Annotated in this window: 17 protein-coding genes and 1 rRNA gene; 4 read left to right on the top strand and 14 right to left on the bottom strand. The window is 46.9% G+C overall.

From position 1 onward, the window contains the following. A 16S ribosomal RNA gene (locus AC1DYT_RS25750) occupies window positions 1–88 on the bottom strand; the annotation flags it as partial. A 782-nt stretch (window positions 89–870) separates the two neighbouring features. On the opposite strand from AC1DYT_RS25750, the gene AC1DYT_RS25745 reads away from it, so the two are divergent. Next, the gene (locus tag AC1DYT_RS25745; protein ID WP_477472356.1) at window positions 871–2,250 is read left to right on the top strand and encodes a methyltransferase RsmF C-terminal domain-like protein; all 1,380 of its coding nucleotides are present in this window, start codon (window positions 871–873) and stop codon (window positions 2,248–2,250) included. A 27-nt stretch (window positions 2,251–2,277) separates the two neighbouring features. On the opposite strand, the gene AC1DYT_RS25740 is transcribed toward AC1DYT_RS25745, so the two are convergent. From AC1DYT_RS25740 to AC1DYT_RS25715, 6 genes are all read right to left on the bottom strand, one after another. Further along, on the bottom strand, window positions 2,278–2,883 hold the full coding sequence (locus AC1DYT_RS25740; RefSeq protein WP_477472355.1) for a hypothetical protein: 606 nt from the start codon (window positions 2,881–2,883) through the stop codon (window positions 2,278–2,280). A 58-nt stretch (window positions 2,884–2,941) separates the two neighbouring features. Further along, complete coding sequence (locus tag AC1DYT_RS25735) at window positions 2,942–4,180, bottom strand: PP2C family protein-serine/threonine phosphatase (RefSeq protein ID WP_477472354.1); 1,239 nt, start codon at window positions 4,178–4,180, stop codon at window positions 2,942–2,944. A 74-nt stretch (window positions 4,181–4,254) separates the two neighbouring features. Beyond that, complete coding sequence (locus AC1DYT_RS25730) at window positions 4,255–5,382, bottom strand: glycosyltransferase family 2 protein (protein ID WP_477472353.1); 1,128 nt, start codon at window positions 5,380–5,382, stop codon at window positions 4,255–4,257. Beyond that, complete coding sequence (locus AC1DYT_RS25725; RefSeq protein WP_477472352.1) at window positions 5,369–6,373, bottom strand: lysylphosphatidylglycerol synthase domain-containing protein; 1,005 nt, start codon at window positions 6,371–6,373, stop codon at window positions 5,369–5,371. The genes AC1DYT_RS25730 and AC1DYT_RS25725 overlap by 14 nt, the downstream gene beginning before the upstream one ends. Window positions 6,374–6,610: 237 nt before the next feature. Continuing rightward, window positions 6,611–6,925: a low molecular weight protein tyrosine phosphatase family protein gene (locus tag AC1DYT_RS25720; protein ID WP_477472351.1), complete on the bottom strand. Its 315-nt coding sequence runs from the start codon at window positions 6,923–6,925 to the stop codon at window positions 6,611–6,613. 133 nt (window positions 6,926–7,058) lie between these two features. Next, complete coding sequence (locus tag AC1DYT_RS25715) at window positions 7,059–7,931, bottom strand: hypothetical protein (RefSeq protein WP_477472350.1); 873 nt, start codon at window positions 7,929–7,931, stop codon at window positions 7,059–7,061. Between the two features lie 174 nt (window positions 7,932–8,105). On the opposite strand from AC1DYT_RS25715, the gene AC1DYT_RS25710 reads away from it, so the two are divergent. Continuing rightward, window positions 8,106–8,645: a hypothetical protein gene (locus AC1DYT_RS25710; protein ID WP_477472349.1), complete on the top strand. Its 540-nt coding sequence runs from the start codon at window positions 8,106–8,108 to the stop codon at window positions 8,643–8,645. 21 nt (window positions 8,646–8,666) lie between these two features. Here the strand turns inward: AC1DYT_RS25710 and AC1DYT_RS25705 are convergent, their stop codons facing one another. The 3 genes from AC1DYT_RS25705 to AC1DYT_RS25695 form a co-directional block, all read right to left on the bottom strand. Further along, on the bottom strand, window positions 8,667–9,308 hold the full coding sequence (locus tag AC1DYT_RS25705) for a hypothetical protein (protein WP_477472348.1): 642 nt from the start codon (window positions 9,306–9,308) through the stop codon (window positions 8,667–8,669). A gap of 2 nt (window positions 9,309–9,310) precedes the next feature. Continuing rightward, window positions 9,311–10,135 carry an ankyrin repeat domain-containing protein gene (locus AC1DYT_RS25700; RefSeq protein ID WP_477472347.1) on the bottom strand — a complete coding sequence of 275 codons (825 nt, stop codon included), beginning with the start codon at window positions 10,133–10,135 and terminating at the stop codon, window positions 9,311–9,313. An 86-nt stretch (window positions 10,136–10,221) separates the two neighbouring features. Further along, window positions 10,222–11,526: an amidohydrolase gene (locus AC1DYT_RS25695; RefSeq protein WP_477472346.1), complete on the bottom strand. Its 1,305-nt coding sequence runs from the start codon at window positions 11,524–11,526 to the stop codon at window positions 10,222–10,224. A gap of 355 nt (window positions 11,527–11,881) precedes the next feature. On the opposite strand from AC1DYT_RS25695, the gene AC1DYT_RS25690 reads away from it, so the two are divergent. Continuing rightward, on the top strand, window positions 11,882–12,772 hold the full coding sequence (locus AC1DYT_RS25690; protein WP_477472345.1) for a hypothetical protein: 891 nt from the start codon (window positions 11,882–11,884) through the stop codon (window positions 12,770–12,772). A gap of 134 nt (window positions 12,773–12,906) precedes the next feature. Then, on the top strand, window positions 12,907–13,773 hold the full coding sequence (locus AC1DYT_RS25685; protein ID WP_477472344.1) for a 3-keto-disaccharide hydrolase: 867 nt from the start codon (window positions 12,907–12,909) through the stop codon (window positions 13,771–13,773). 41 nt (window positions 13,774–13,814) lie between these two features. Here AC1DYT_RS25685 and AC1DYT_RS25680 read toward each other — a convergent pair whose 3' ends face one another. The 4 genes from AC1DYT_RS25680 to AC1DYT_RS25665 form a co-directional block, all read right to left on the bottom strand. After that, on the bottom strand, window positions 13,815–14,231 hold the full coding sequence (locus AC1DYT_RS25680; protein WP_477472343.1) for a DUF3805 domain-containing protein: 417 nt from the start codon (window positions 14,229–14,231) through the stop codon (window positions 13,815–13,817). Window positions 14,232–14,269: 38 nt separating this feature from the next. Further along, on the bottom strand, window positions 14,270–15,175 hold the full coding sequence (locus AC1DYT_RS25675; RefSeq protein WP_477472342.1) for a prohibitin family protein: 906 nt from the start codon (window positions 15,173–15,175) through the stop codon (window positions 14,270–14,272). Between the two features lie 106 nt (window positions 15,176–15,281). After that, window positions 15,282–15,470 carry a DUF6358 family protein gene (locus AC1DYT_RS25670; RefSeq protein ID WP_477462222.1) on the bottom strand — a complete coding sequence of 63 codons (189 nt, stop codon included), beginning with the start codon at window positions 15,468–15,470 and terminating at the stop codon, window positions 15,282–15,284. A 1-nt stretch (window position 15,471) separates the two neighbouring features. Further along, entirely contained in the window at window positions 15,472–15,786 is a 315-nt protein-coding gene (locus AC1DYT_RS25665) for a rhodanese-like domain-containing protein (protein ID WP_477462223.1), read from the bottom strand. Window positions 15,787–15,893: the final 107 nt, after the last annotated feature.

The following is a 15,893-nucleotide window of genomic DNA, read 5'->3' as shown; positions in this document are numbered from 1 at the left end:
AGAAGCAAGCTCCCAAATCCCGTCCGACTTGCATGTATTAGGCCTGCCGCTAGCGTTCATCCTGAGCCAGGATCAAACTCTCCATTGTATAATGTGTTGTTCAAATCCAGACCCTATTAAACTCAATCAATAGAAATCTGTAAAAAAAATATTCTCTTACATTATCCCTCTATCAATCTCAAGCTTCTTTTCCTCAGCTTAACAACCCTCCGGCCGTTACGCTGCATAATTTCATTTTCTATCTCTTTTAAGAACTTGTTCGGAATGTCTGTCGCAGACATCCTATATGCTTTTTCATCCTAAGATGATGTTGCCTTCTGTATTTTGTTAGTCTCGAATTGCTCTCAACTTTTTAACGTTTTTTGCTTCCCTTATCTCTAATTTCCGCTCCCTCGTTTTGGGACTGCAAAGGTAAAAAACCTTTTGGATTTTGCAAACTTTATTATTTTATTTTTTCAAGCTTGCTTTTCAATGTACTTCCCGGCGAGTGTTACCTCGTTTGCGGGCTGCAAAGGTGCAGATTATTTTGGTTTCTGTCAAGTGAAATAATCACTTTTCTTTAACTTTTTTCTATCTGCCTGATGTTCAAAAAACAACGCCCCTTTCGTTTGAGCGGATACAAATGTAAGGAGAAAGTGCCTCTCCGTCCAAAAGAAATTTCAAATATTTAAAACAACGCTGTAACTCATTGTAAATTAATTGCAAAGGAAGGCTACCATTGTGCGTGGCAACACCTATGCGCCGGTATTAGATCATCCCGCGGCCTTGTCACTCGTGCCGGAAACGCGCAATACCGCGCGTCCGCCCTATGCAATTCTGCCCAAAAACACCAAATAGTCGCGGTTTTTTTTCCGTAAGTTTGAAATACATATGGACGCAAGCACTTTCCCACCACATTTTCTGGAGCAATTGAACGCCGAACCCGGCTATGATAAGACAACTTTTATTGATGCGCACCAAAACGGCAGCTCAATTACTTCTATCCGGCTGAACCCATTTAAGCCTGCGGGCATTAAAACGGGCGAACAAGTGCCATGGTGCGCAGAGGGCCATTACCTGGATACCCGCCCCTCCTTTACTTTCGACCCATTGTTCCACGCGGGTGCTTACTATGTACAGGAGGCGTCCTCTATGTTTATAGATCATATCCTGAAAAGCATCCGCCCCGAAAAGGAAGATGCTATTAAAGTATTGGACCTTTGCGCTGCTCCCGGCGGCAAAAGTACGCTGCTTAATTCCGCCTTAAACAGTACCGACCTGCTCGTGGCGAACGAAATCATTAAAACACGCGTACCTATATTAACGGATAACCTTAGTCGCTGGGGTGCCGCCAATACCATCGCCACCAATAACGACCCACGCGATTTTACCGGGCTTAAAGGTTTTTTTGATGTAGTACTGGTAGATGCGCCTTGCTCGGGCTCGGGCATGTTCCGTAAAGACCCAGCCGCCATGAACGAGTGGAGCGAGGGCAGCGTAAACCTTTGCCACCAGCGGCAGGAGCGCATACTGGCCGACATATATCCCGCCATAAAAGAGGATGGTTACCTTATATATAGTACCTGCAGCTATTCGCACCAGGAGAATGAGGATATCGTGGATTGGTTGTGCGAGCAATTTGATATGGAGAGCATCCGCATACCTATATATAAGGAGTGGGGGATTGTAGAAACCGAATCGCCTTTGCAAAAAGCATGGGGCTACCGTTTTTACCCTGGCCAGGTATTGGGCGAAGGTTTGTTTGCTGCCTGCCTGCGCAAAAAGGAAAGCACTGGCGGTGTAAGCAATTATAAAAACAACGCCCAGCAGAAACTGGCAGCCGCCGAACTGGATATCGTGCGCAGCTATATAAACCAGCCGGATAATTTCTACTACTTTAAAGTGGCCGATGACTGGCTGGCCATTAATCGCGAACACCAGGCCGGTCTTAACCTGCTGCACAAGCATCTTTACATCAAAAAGTCGGGCGTGCGGATTGGTAAACTGGCCGGCCGTGATTTGATACCCGACCACGAACTAGCCCTGAGCCTTGCTATTAATAAAGATGCCGTACTAACTACCGCCCTAAATAAAGACCAGGCCATACAATACCTGCGCCGGGATAATATTGATATTGCCATAAATGAAAAGGGCTGGAGCCTGATGGAATACGAAGGGCTTGCCTTAGGCTGGGCAAAGTTGCTGCCTAACCGCATCAATAATTACTATCCAAAGGAGATTAGGATAATGGCTAGCCCCCCAGCCCCCTGAAGGGGGAGCTTTTGATTAGTAGGATGGCTACTTTATACTGTTGATGCCGTAACCAGCGAGGCAATCTTTTAAGTTTTTATAGATGTTGTATTTATAATCGCGGAATTCCAAGTCGCTTTCCTTTGCTTTTAAAGGCTTCCAATCCACGTTGAGCAGGGCACTGATTTGCGCAATAGACTTTGCTTGATCGTAATACTTCAGTAGTTCTTTTCTCGCTACACCGCCTTTTATATTATCGTCGAAAATAGATTCGGACCTGTAGAAGGCAATAGTATTGCCGCTCCCGTCAAAATAGTGCCTATATACAATATCCCAATCCCCACTCTCGCTGTAGGGCGACTGCTCAATAAAAATCACCTTGCCGGCTTTATCTTTCAACAGGTTAATAGTGTAATCAATCTCGTCTGGCCATTTTTCGTTCATTACCCTCATAAGGTTCTTTTTACCAGGAGTTTTTACCAGCACTATGGTCTGTTTACTATGTTTATTTAAATAATTATCGATAGCCGCCTTTTTTGCTTTTAGTTTGATGAGGGTGGAATCGGCATCCGGTTTATTAACAGGTTTAATGGATTCGGCCGGTTTGATGGTGGCGATGCTGAATGTAATAAGGAAGAGGTAAAGAATTTTCATATTTTATATGATAGGAACTTCATCTGCACATCTGTAATCTGAAATCTGCACATCTACACTATGTTATTCTTACCGTAAGCAGGGTAATATCATCAATGGGTTTGCCTTTTATTACGGTGTTGATGTGGTTGAGTACAGCATCGTTGAAACAATCGGGCGTTAGGTTGCCATTGGCTAACACAAAATCCAGCAGGTCTTCTTCGCTCCAGCTCTTTTCGCTTTGCAGTTCGTGGTCCATCAGGCCATCGGTGTAGTTAAAAAACAGGCTATCGGGCTCTATATCTATCTCGCCTTCATTTAAAAAGGGCAATTCGTCGAACGCCCCTATCATGGTTGTGCCCAGCCGCAAGGGCACTGCGCCGCCATTGCAATACAAAATAGTGGGGTTGTGGCCGGCGTTGATATAATTAAGCTTGCGGGTTTTTTGGTTGAACCGGGCCAGGAACAGGGTAATGAAACGCTCGCCTTTGGTATTATGGATAACCAGCTTATTCAGCCGCTCTACCAGGGTGGTAAGGTCGTCTTCTATGGCAGCAAGGCCCTGCAGGTTTGCCTGGAAGTTGGCCATAAGCAAGGCCGCCGAGATACCCTTGCCAGAAACATCGGCAATGCACCATAAAAACTCATCCTCGTTAAGGCGGAAAAAGTCGAAATAATCGCCGCCGATGTTTTGGTGCGGCAGATATTTGGCACCAACTTCTACCCCTACCTCTTTATAAACCCTCAGGGGCACCAGCATATTTTGCACCTCTGCGGCCAGCTCCATCTCGCGCTGGAAACGTTCGGCCTGCAGCCGCTCGCGGAAAAGCTTCTTATTCTCCAGTGCCACCACGATTACGTTGATGAGGGTTTGGATAAAAGTAAGGTCGTTGTTGAGCATTTCGCCCGTGGTGTTGAACTCGCCGATGAGCGCGTATGCCAGGGCCTTGTTTTTATGGTATATAGGTATAAAATATTCGTAATTGCTCAGCACCGGGTCGGCATTGTTGTGTAAGGCCGCTGGTGATTTTATTTTGCTGAGATGAGCCCAGGTGCCATTCAATACGCCGGGCGTTTCTATTTGCCCGCCGTATTTAGATATACAAGTGTAAACGTTGTCTTTTGCGATAAGGAAGCGGAATTTGCCTATCTGTAGGTAGTTCTGCAATATCACCTCCAGCATTTGTATCAATACCGGCGTAGACGTGTTTTTATTGATCGCCCGCGTTATCTCCAATAACGCGTTCAACTCCGACTGCCGCTTTAGCAGCAGCCTGATCAGTTCGTCTTCTCCGGAGTTATCCTGGTTGTGTTGCATTATTATAATAGGCAGCCTAAAATAATGAATAATTTATTCTAAACAGGATTTGTTTGTTTTTTGTGTAAATGATGTTACCGTACCACGCGGCCCTTCCAGGCGTACTTGCGGGTATTACCAATAAGGCCCACGTAAACAAAGTACACTACGTGTATGGGTATGAGTATAATAAGCAGCGCAACAAGGTTGGCGCGCTTAAAAAATGTGGTAATGGGCAGCAAAAATGCCGCCTCGAAAATATATTTAAGCAAAAGCTGCACGCCTAGTAGCTTCAGGTAAAACACATCGTAAAAGCTTAAGCCCGCATTTACCAGCAAGCTGAGGTTGAACAGCCAGATGCAAACCGCCAGTGCCACTATCCATTTATCCTTGTATTTGGTAGATTTTGATGCCCAGCGGCGGCGTTGCTGCAGAAACTCCTGCAGGGTGTGCTTGGCATGGGTGTAAACAATAGCATCGCGGTTCTTTAAAAAGCCTATTCGGTCGGGATATTTCACCGCCACTTTTTGCAGCAGCAATTCGTCATCGCCCGATGCCAGATCATCTATGCCTTTAAAGCCGCCCACCTCGTTGAAAACATCTTTGCGGTAGGCCAGGTTAGCACCATTACAAGTTGATGCCCTGCCATTGCCAATAAAAGCCGCACCAATACCGATGAGGTATGAAAATTCGAGCGTTTGCAGCAACTCGAACAAAGTCTTCTCCTCAAAATAAGTTACAGGCGAGGATATCATTACCGGGTTATGCGTTTCGTAATAAGCCACTACACTACTTAGCCAAGCCGGCCCCATGCGGCAATCGGCATCAGTGGCCACCATCAGCTCCCCGGCAGATTGGGCGATAGCTTCGGCAATGGCTTTCTTTTTATAGGAATTGAGCGGCTTATCGGCCTGCAACTGCATCAACTTAATGCCATGGGCTGCGTAGCTGCTGATGATTTCGGCGGTGCGGTCGGTAGAGTGATCGTCAACGATGATTACTTCCACCAAATGCCGGGGGTAGTCCTGCGCTATAATATCTTCAATGGTGTAATGGATGCGTTCTTCTTCATCGCGCGCGGCAATGAGTATGGTTACGTGGGTAGTCAGGCTTGCGCCATCGGTAATGGGGCGTTTAAGGGCGGCCCATCCTTTAATAAGGTAAGCAAGTACCAGCAGGTAAAGGCCGGTGAGAAAAAGGGAAACGATGCTATGTGCGATCAAAGAATTTGAGTTTTAGTACGAATACCGACCCTATAATTGCCGGTATGATTAAGTTAATAAGCCAGATAGATGATACCGCTGCAATGATAGCTATTTGCTGGTTGGTAATATACAAAAACAAGTGCATGGCGGTAAAGCTGCGCACGCCGATGTCTAACAGATCCAACGAGGGCAGGGCCGACTGGATAAATATGAACACCACAACGGTAAGCATCATGGGCATAAATGGCAAGGCAGGTAGCAATAAATGAATAACCAGGTAATACTGGAGCGAGAACACCGCGAAACGGGCCAGGCTATAAGCGATAACTGAACGCAGCTCCTTACCATTGTAGCGGCCCATAATATCGAAAAAGCGGTGGTATTTCTGCAGGAATTTTATCTTATCCAACAGCATTACCAGCCAGGTAATGTTGAAATAGCATACCAGCAGCAAGGCCAAAAACGCAAGCGACAAACCCACGATACCCAAATACACCCATATGTTAAGGTGCAAAAATTCATAGGCGAACCACAGCGAGGCCAATACGCCCGCCACATTGGTGATAACGTTTTGCGCGAATGCGCCGACCGCCATAGCAAACACCCCATGGATACGCTTGCGGTTGGGCAAAAACATTACGCGCCCACCAAATTCGCCGATACGGTTGGGCGTGAATATGGCCCAGGTGAGCCCGCAAAAAACGGCTTCCACCGCTTCCCATACCGTGATATCCACCAGCCGCTTAGAAAGATACTGCCATTTAAGGCTCTCCAGAAACCAGTTGAGGAACATCAACAGCACCACTGCGGATAGCGTTACCACCACCTGCGTGCGGCTGATGCGCGCAATCAAATCTTCAAATTGCCTGATATCGGAGTTCTTGTTAAGGAATTTATGGTAAATAACATAAAAAGCCAAGGCCAGAATGGCTGCCTTAAGCAGATAGGAAAGAATTTTCTTGGCGGTAGCAGTCAACAACAAAAATTTATGCAATGTTACGAAAAGCATCAGCAAGCTTTGGGCCTGCCTGCAAATTATACGGCAGATAGCCGAAATAATGTTTTATGCTTATACAAAATGGGGGCGGGATTTGTTTGGGGTGCGGGGCGGTGACGGTGGTTTTAAACAACTCAACCTACCGCGTCTTTGCCGAACTTGTTTCGGTACCCCACACGGCAAGTGGGCGGCACGCAAAGCGGCTTAGCAAAGGGTGTTGAAAAAACCCCAACATGACAGACGGATAAATCACAAATACTCCACCAAACTCGCCTTCAATATCCCCACCAGCTCCGGGTCGTTGAATTGGTAGGCATCTTCAATGCCCAGCACAACAAGGGTTTTGCCGTTCAGCTTTAGGTTGTTTTTGATGATCTCGCGGTGCTTGTATTCCATCACAAAAACCTCATCGGCCCAATCCAGCAGTTTTTGGCTCAGCCGTACCCTCGCCTTTGCGCTGGTACCTGCCGACCGCGCCTGGTGAATGGGATGGTTTTTAAACAATAGCTCGGCCGTTGGGCTGCGCCATTGGTTTTTGCTGCAGATGAAAAGAAGATTGGCCAAGAGGAGTCTGTATTTGAAGGAGTGTGCTAATCAGATTTGTCAACTTTTAAAAAGTTGACAAATCTAAATGTTTTTGGGACGAGGCGTGTAAGCGTTGCACGGCTTGTGTGTATTACCCCTCCCCACAGCGTTCTTATTGTTTAGGGTGCCGGGTTTTCTGGTCGGCGTTTATCTTGTCCCAGGCTTCCATAGTGAGTATTACCAGCCTTCTTCTTTGGCAATCCCAGCTCGACATATAGTCTTTAGAAATCACTGCCATGGTAACCCAGGCAGTGTAGTGCTGGTACAACATCATGGTACATATATCTGTGGCCGTCATAAACGGGTCGTTCCCTTCTACGTGCGAATGGAAGCTGCTTGTTGTTCTTGAACTGTCTTGAGCGTTGCCCGTTTTCATAACCAACAAGGTATTGTGCAGTTTTTTTACTGATGCCACTTCATTTTGGTTGTTGAAACGCAACAAGTAATCGTTTCCAAAAAGCACTACGCCGCTTTGGCTTGTGCCGGTAAGCACATAAACTTTTTTATTCCCATCGTGTATAATTGGTACCGGATTAAGGCTGGTATTTTGGTAAAATTTAAAAATGGTATCGGTTCCCATTCTTTTTATCGCTGCCGTGCGGATATCGAAGTAATCTTTTTCGACGGCAGTAAAAAGCCGCGGGACGGTATCGAGTGTGTATTTTTGCTGATTGAAATCATTCCCAAAAAATATAGTGCAAAGTACTTTAGGTTGCTCGCCTTTGCTATAAAAGATATTATACATCCCTTCGGCTGTTTCGTAAGATATATAGCCGGCGGCGAGCGGCCTTTTAGCTGCGCATTTCTCCCTAAAAATATCCGTACCGTACCATGATGCCCATTCTGAGCGGTATAATCTCTTGCCTTCTGTTTCGATGCTGTCTGTGATGCGGTCGATGATTTTACGGTCGAGATATTTTGTTTGCCCAAAAACTGCGGCAAAGCAGGTGAGCAATAACGTGGTGGTAAAGGCAGTTTTTAGCATGGCTTAGGTTTTATTATGGTTATTGGCGTTTTGGCGTAGGCGGATTCAAATCGTTATCAACCCAAAGATAAATGCTTTTTAGCCTGTTGCTGCGAAAAAAGCGACCAGACTGTCAAAATTATCTTTTGGAAAAAGCAACCTTAACAAGTAAATTGGCCAAAACTATACCTGCATATGAGCGATACCAGTACATCCATCGTACCTAAAGTTGCCGACTATCCCGATAGGTTATCGAAAGCTACCGAGATAGTGGACTGGCTGGTTTCGATAAGAGCCATCAAGCCCAATAAATCTGATTGTGTGCTGTCATCCGCACAGGGCTACGCAATAGACACAGGTGCTAAGGCATTAACCGATGAACCAGAGTACCTACCTTTTGGCCTGATAACTAACGGCCTTGAAGTTGTCACCGAGCGAACAGTTTTTCATACGGGAGAGAACGGGTTGGATAGCTTCGTTTGCCCCCAATGCGGTGAGGATATACTCACAGAAAAATGGGACTTCTCGGGTTTTTCGGAAAATGGGAACTCGCTGCTGGAATGCCCGCTATGCCATAATGCAAGCGACATAAATGACTATGAAATAGAACCGCAATGGGGATTCAGCAACCTTGGCTTTACCTTTTGGAACTGGGCGGACCTTAACGACGATTTCATAGAAGAATTTGAAAAAAGGCTCGGGTGCGAGGTGAAAATCGTAGAAAGCCATATTTAGGTTTAGCCGCAGGCAGCTATGTTATTGCCGTTTTGGCGTAGGCGGATTCAAATCGTTATCAACCCAAAGATAAATCCTTTTTAGTCGGTTACTGCGCCTGTCGAAATATAATATCCAGTCATCCTGTAGCGCAATACCCATGGCCGATATGCTCACCGCCATGGTTTTGTCCATATCGGTACCACTCAATTCGTTGGCAAAAGCTTTTGGGAATACCTTTTGCAAAGTTTGAATAGTTGTAGTGCCGTTTAACGACAGCCTGGCCGAAGATAAAGATAAAGCCGGGTTCTTATCGAAATCGATATTCCTCAGGATAAGCGTATCGCCATACTTTTCAAACTCCAGGCCCTTAAACGTGCAAGAGGTAAACAGGTCTTCGTAATACGCATTATCAATTTGGTACCGGGTAGCTTTGGCTAATTTATATTGAGTCCCCAGTAGGCGTGTAGCCTCCGGCAGCTCACTTTCCATCGGCAACTTGCCGTTAAGCATTAAGCTGTCAAAAGCCAGGTACTCGCTATCCGGTGCTATCGGCATCGGCGGTGGAACCTTGCTGAGTGGTGGCGGCGGCGGTAATTCAACGCTCACCTTAACGCCGCCGCAGGGACCGCAGCCTATGGCCATGGCCAATACTAAAAGGCAAGGGAGTGTAATGCGTTTCAAGGTTAATAGTGCTTTAGATAATCGGCAGATTCATCTGGGATGTACTCTTCCGGTATGGGCGTTTTCCAATAATCCATGCCTTGCTGTTGGAGATACTTAACAATTTCCATCTTTTTTTGGTGCTGTTTAGAGCCTATTTCAAATCGCCAGTACCTCAATTCGTCCGTCAGGTATTTTTTTACGCCTTCGGGCTTTGTTACGTACATAACCGCATGCACATCCGCACCCTTGCTAATCAGGAAAGACACGATTTCCGGGTCGCCATTTAATGACACCGCAAGAGCAGCGCGATGCAAGGGGCTATCGCCATATTCATTCGTAAAATTAGACTTAGAACCTGCCGCTATCAATAAACTGATATATTCTATATTTCCCCTAGTGCAAGCCACCAGCAGCGCATTATCCCTTGTTTTCCGTTTTCCGCCATGCTGCACAATGTTCGGGTCGGCACCCCGCTCAAGCAATAGCTTTATAAAGCGGGCATCAGAATGATAAGTGCCGCTACCGATGTTTGCTGCTTCCATCAGCGGCGTGGATGCATAATTTTTATCGGCTAAATTGGGGTCTGCTCCATTATCCAATAAACTTTTGGCCGTTTCGTATTGCTCGTTATAAACAGCTAGCTGAAGGAGGGTTTGCCCGTAAACAGGCTCCTGGTAATTGACTAAGCGGGCATCTTGTTTGGAAAGGCTTTTAATATCTTCCAAATCATTGTTTTTAACCGCCTTGGCCAACTCCCAGGCGGGTGTTTGTTGCCACAGCCTGTAATCGTTACCCAGTATGGTAGATTTATCTACTATCGTATCCGGGTTCGTGCATCCCGACACTATTAACATTGCCCCTATCAAAAATGAGCTCATTCTTTTCGTTAACTTAAATATCATTGCGTTATACGCTCTATCCATCAGCCGCCTTATTTTTTCATGGCCATATACTCCAGTGTTAAATTGCACAAGGTTTTTACGCCCAGGCCGAAACCGCTTTCGTCGATGTAAAAATCTGGCGTGTGGTGCGATGGTGCTATCAGCGCGTTACTGCCTTTGGGCATGCCGCCTAAAAAGAAGAAAATGCCCGGTACCTTCTGCTGGAAAAAGCTAAAATCTTCGGCACCGGTTACGGGTGGGCGCAGGCTCACATTGTCCTTACCGGCAGTGCCTTCCAGTGTGGGCAGCATCATGGCGGTTAGAGCAGGGTCGTTAAAGGTAACGGGGTAATGGTTGCTGTAGGGTAGCAGTACCTCGGCGGTTGCGCCGTAAGCCTCGGCGGTTTTGGTGGCAATACGGCGCACATTATCGGTTATCAGCTTCTCGTCGCTTTGGGTAAAGTAGCGCACGGTCCCCTGCATCTTCACGCTTTCGGCGATGATGTTGAACCGCGTACCACCCGTAATGGCCCCTATGGTAACCACGGCCGGGTTCTCCGTGATATTCACGTTACGGCTTACAATAGTTTGCAAGCCGGTAATGATCTGGGCCGATACCACCATCGGGTCAACGCTGCTCCATGGGTATGCGCCATGTGCCGAGCGGCCTTTAACGATGATCTGCAGGTCGCTTACACCGGCCATAATGCCGCCCGGGCGATATACGAGTTTGCCCACCTCGGTTTGCGAGTTGATATGCAGGCCGAAGATCACATCCACATGCGGGTTATCCATCACGCCCTCTTTTACCATCTGCTCGGCGCCGCCTTTCTCGCCGAAGGGCGCCCCCTCTTCTGCCGGCTGAAAGATGAATTTCACGGTGCCGTGCAAATCATTCTTCATGCCCGATAATATTTCGGCAACGGCCATCAGTATGGCCATATGCGAATCGTGCCCGCAGGCATGCATTACGCCCACTTCGTTGCCGTTATATTGCGTTTTTACTTTGGATGCGAAAGGGAGGTCTACCCGCTCGGTAACGGGCAAGGCGTCCATATCGGCACGCAGGGCCACCACCGGGCCGGGTTTGCTGCCCTTCAAGATACCTACTACGCCGGTTGTGGCCACGCCGGTTTGCACCTCTATCCCCAGCGACTTTAAATGGGCTGCAATAATGCCTGCCGTGCGCACCTCGCGGTTGCCCAGCTCGGGGTGCTCGTGGAAATCGCGCCGCCAGGCTACAATCTTAGCCTGCAATGCATCGGCTTTGGCACTGATGAGTTTACGGGTAGCGGCGTTTTGGGCCGATGCAGATAAGGATATGACGGTTAAGGCAAGCAGTAGTAGTTTTTTCATGTGGGAAGCGTTGGTAATTTTTTTAAATATAGGTATTTGTGGGGGAAAAAAGAGGGGGTTAGCGGGTTGGGGGGGGGGATTTCCAAAGCGGGGGATGTGCGATTCCCCTCTTGAGAGGGGTGAAGGGGTGTGTTTTACGCTATGCATTGCGCCGTTGCATGGTGGCGAACACACCCCTGCCACAACACCATCCACCGCGCCCCCTCTCAAGAGAGGAATTGAAAAAATCTTTCGGACACCCAAAGTTTCAACCCCATCGATATCCTATAAATTGCAATCCCAAAAAAATGCCTTAGCTTTAGCTTGCATTTATGGCTTGCCAAGGCCGAACCAATACCATTGTATTATTTACCTGATGAGGAAACATCTTATTGCCCTTATTTATGCCCTGGCGTTTGCCGGGGTGCTCCACGCGCAAAGCCAGCCGGATAAGCTGCAGGTTAGTCTGTCTACAGATTACCAGCGCGAGGACGTCAAATGGTCGATCGCTGGGAACCAGGATGGGCAGAATCCCAATATCTATTCGGAGCTGCAATGGAAGAAGCTGGGCGGGCAATCGTTAGCGGCATCCCTGCAATGGAATTTTGGGGGCAAGTTGCTTCTCACGGGTGGGTACGAACGCACGGCGATAAAATCGGGCACCGTACGGGATAACGACTATAACGGCGATAACCGTACCAACCCGGCGTACGACCAATTGTTCGATGCGGACAAAGGCTTCACACGGGATATTTACGCAGGGATCGGCTATAAGTTAATCCATACCGATGGATTCTCGCTTACGCCTTATGCTGGCTATTATGCCGGTAAGCAATCCCTGCATCTGTACGACCGCAGCGGCCAATACCCCGATTTGAATAGCATGTACGATACCGATTGGAAAGGTCCCTTCGTGAAAGCCCTGGCGCAACTCCGGCTCACAAAAAAGCTGAGTGCCACCGCCACGGTTAGTTATACCCAGGCCGACTATAAAGCCAAAGCCGACTGGAACCTTATCCCATCGTTCCAACACCCGGTGAGCTACCGGCATACTGCCAATGGCTACGGACTGGATGCCGGCGCAGCCCTGCAATACGCCATCACCAAAAATATCGGGGTGAATATCGGTGCGGGATATTTTACCTGGCAAACCGGCGAGGGGGTAGACGAGTTGTTTTTGACCGCGGGCCAAACCGAAAAAACCCAACTAAACGGGGTGGACAGGAAGGGGTTTAAACTATCGGGCGCTTTGATGCTCAATTTTTGATAAAAACATCCCTTTTTATGGCCCATTGTTATAAAAACACGGAGATTTTCGACAGTAATTTTGCGCATTTTTGGGTGTTTTTGCATTAGGCGCAACGGTTTAATTTCAGGAAATTAGTAACCATAAATTATCATATGAAAAAGTTATCAGCCTGCTTTTGCCTCATGGTGCTGCTGCTCTCGGGCACCTCCTTTCAAATTCCTTCTGAATGGACCCCGCTGCTGGATAAAACCCTCAGCAAATGGGAAACTTACCAAAGCTTTTACCACAAAGTGGGCTACAATGGCAAGCCCCCGGTAGATAGTAATGGTGTGGAAATCAAACCGATAGGGTACAACGTAAACAAAAACAATGTGTTCTCGATAGTAATGGAGGATGGACAGCCTGTTTTGAAAATTACCGGCGAGATATACGGCTGTCTTTTTACCAAGCAGGATTTTGCCAATTATCACCTGAAACTGAAATTCCGTTGGGGCGCTAAAAAATGGGTGCCAAGGTTGAACGAGTTGAAAGACAGCGGTTTACTATACCACTCGCAGGGCAAATGCGGGGTAGAATGGTTCCGCACCTGGATGCTGAGCCAGGAGTTCCAGGTGGTAGAGAACAGCACCGGCGATTACTGGTCGCAGTCAAGCTCCATGGCGGATGCTAAAGCGCTGAAAGACAGCAGCTACAAATTCAACCCGAACGGGCAGTGGACATCCCTGGGCGGCTCTACAGGCAACGGCGGCTTTTGCGAGGCCGGCACCAAAATGGATAAACCCATAGGCCAATGGAATGAAATTGAGCTGATTACCTACGGCGATAAAAGCCTGCACATCGTAAATGGCAAAGTAGTAATGGCCCTAAAAAACTCCCGCTACAAAGATGGCGACGTGATAAAACCCCTCACCCATGGCAAGCTGCAACTACAAAGCGAAGCCGCGGAAGTTTACTATAAAGATATCATAATCAAGCCTATAAAAGAGATACCGGCGGAGTATGCGGGATATTTTAGGTAGAGGGTGTTGCTGAAGTTTAGCCTTTAATAAGAATTGACCTATTAATATTCAAGTGCTATACTTGACAAAATAGTTTTTACAACAGATAATTCTTTATGACTTTCTTCGGAGTTGCATGTTGATGTGTCTACGGTAAAAGAACACACGAACAATGTGCTCTTTTTACCGGCAATCCAATAATAAATCAAGTTCTCTGCATCACTAGAGATGCTGCTGTAAAAAACCATTTGCCATTTTCCCAATGTAACCATAGTCGCACTTGGTTTATTTATCAGCTGAGAGTTTACTAACGAAGCTGTTTTTGAAGATTCCACAACTATCGGAGTTATTCTTAAATTTCCGCTCCATTTTACTGTGTTGAAAAATGCGGCGAGGTCATCCCCATCATCGTATTCGGCCCAGTCAGATGGAAGTTTCAGACTGAAGATATCCGAAAATTTAAAAATAGAATACTCCATAACCTATCGATTCGAGCTATTTAAGCAGCAATAAATCATTACCTGTCACTCAGCAATATTGGCGTCCCCTTGTTGTTGCCGATGATGATAACCTTAGCATTCGGTGATAGTGCAATCGCCTTCTGCGCTATGATGCTTTCGTATTGTAATTGCCTGTCAGACAAACCGGTAGAAAGTATCTTTTGATAATCAGCAATGCCCTGTGCCTCAACGCGTTTGCGGTCGGCTTCCTGGCGTTCTTTTTGCAGCACGAAGGTCATCTTCTGAGCCTCCTGCTCGGCGTTTATCTTCGATTCGATACTGGCTTTAACAGATGATGGTAAGGAGATGTTACGTATCAATATCTGCTCAAGTTCAAGTCCGCGTTTAGTAAAGCTGGCGGCAATGGTACGGTTTATCCTGTTCTGGAATTCCTGCCTTTTTACCGAGTATAAGTCTACCGCTGCGTAGTTAACAGCGTTATCGCGTATGGCGGTCCTTGCTACCGCACGCACGATGTTATTAACATAATCAGGCCCGATGCTTTGTAAAATAAAAGGAGCTTTAGTGGAGCGTACATTGAACAACACCGTAAGGTCAACCGTAACTTCCAACCCGTCAGACGATAGCACACGTATGGCGTCATCGCCGGCTATATCGCCCTCGTTATGCTGGGCGCTCATGGTGTAGTTCTGGGTGCGCACATCAAAATTAGTAACCTTTACCAGCGGATTGACAAAGTGCAGCCCGCTCTCCAAAACATCCGGTTGTACCTTGCCAAACAGCACCTGCACGCCAACACGACCGGAATCTATCACTGTTACAGACGATAGCCCTAGTCCCAATACGGTTATAAGCCCGCCAACAACGGCCACAATGCCGCCAAATTTACCGGCAGGCTCGGGAGAACGTTTTACCAGTACGCCTACAAAAAGAATAATGATGCCAACTATTGCTAAAAACATGGTGGGGTGGGGTGGGGGTGAGTTTAAATAGAAAGGTATTTAGGTATTAGAATATAACAACGGCGCATTGTTACCAACGCGCCGCTTTATTTTGGAGAGGGTGATTTTAAGGCTTCCGGGTGGTTTCCTTCACCTCTTTTAATAGCTTCATTTTAAGGGCGATAACTACGGCTACTATAAAAACTGAGGCCAACAGGTAAGCGTACTGCCCGCGTATAACGCCCTCGTATGCAATTGCCAGGGCAACAAATATGCATACGTTATACAGTACGTTTAGCGCTAATTTCTTGCCCATATTAATAAACGCTTATGGTTGGGTCAATTTCGGCCTGCCAGGCTAAAATGCCGCCTTTTAAATTATAAAGATTGGTATATCCCTGCGCTTCAAGCTGGTGCAAAGCTACCGAGCTGCGTTTGCCACTGCGGCACATGATTACCACCGGCTTGTCTTTCTCAACCTGGTCGGCTTCTATCAGTATGCCGCCCAGCGGGATATGCTTGCCGCCAAGGTTAGAGGTTTCGTATTCAAAATCCTCGCGAACATCAATCAGTTGAAAATCTTCGCCGCTATCTAATTTCTCTTTTAGTTCCTGTACGCTAATTTCTTTCATCGTAATTATTATTATTAGCCAAAGGTATGTTTTTTCTCAATCAAATAATTGGCCGGTTTTTGTAACAATAAGAGGCTAAGTGCGTTTCATAGGTAATTGTATATAGT

The sequence above is a fragment of the Mucilaginibacter sp. P1_D10 genome (genome assembly GCF_056406215.1).
Note: the sequence above shows the minus strand (reverse complement) of the source record. Positions and strands in the feature narration are given on the sequence as shown.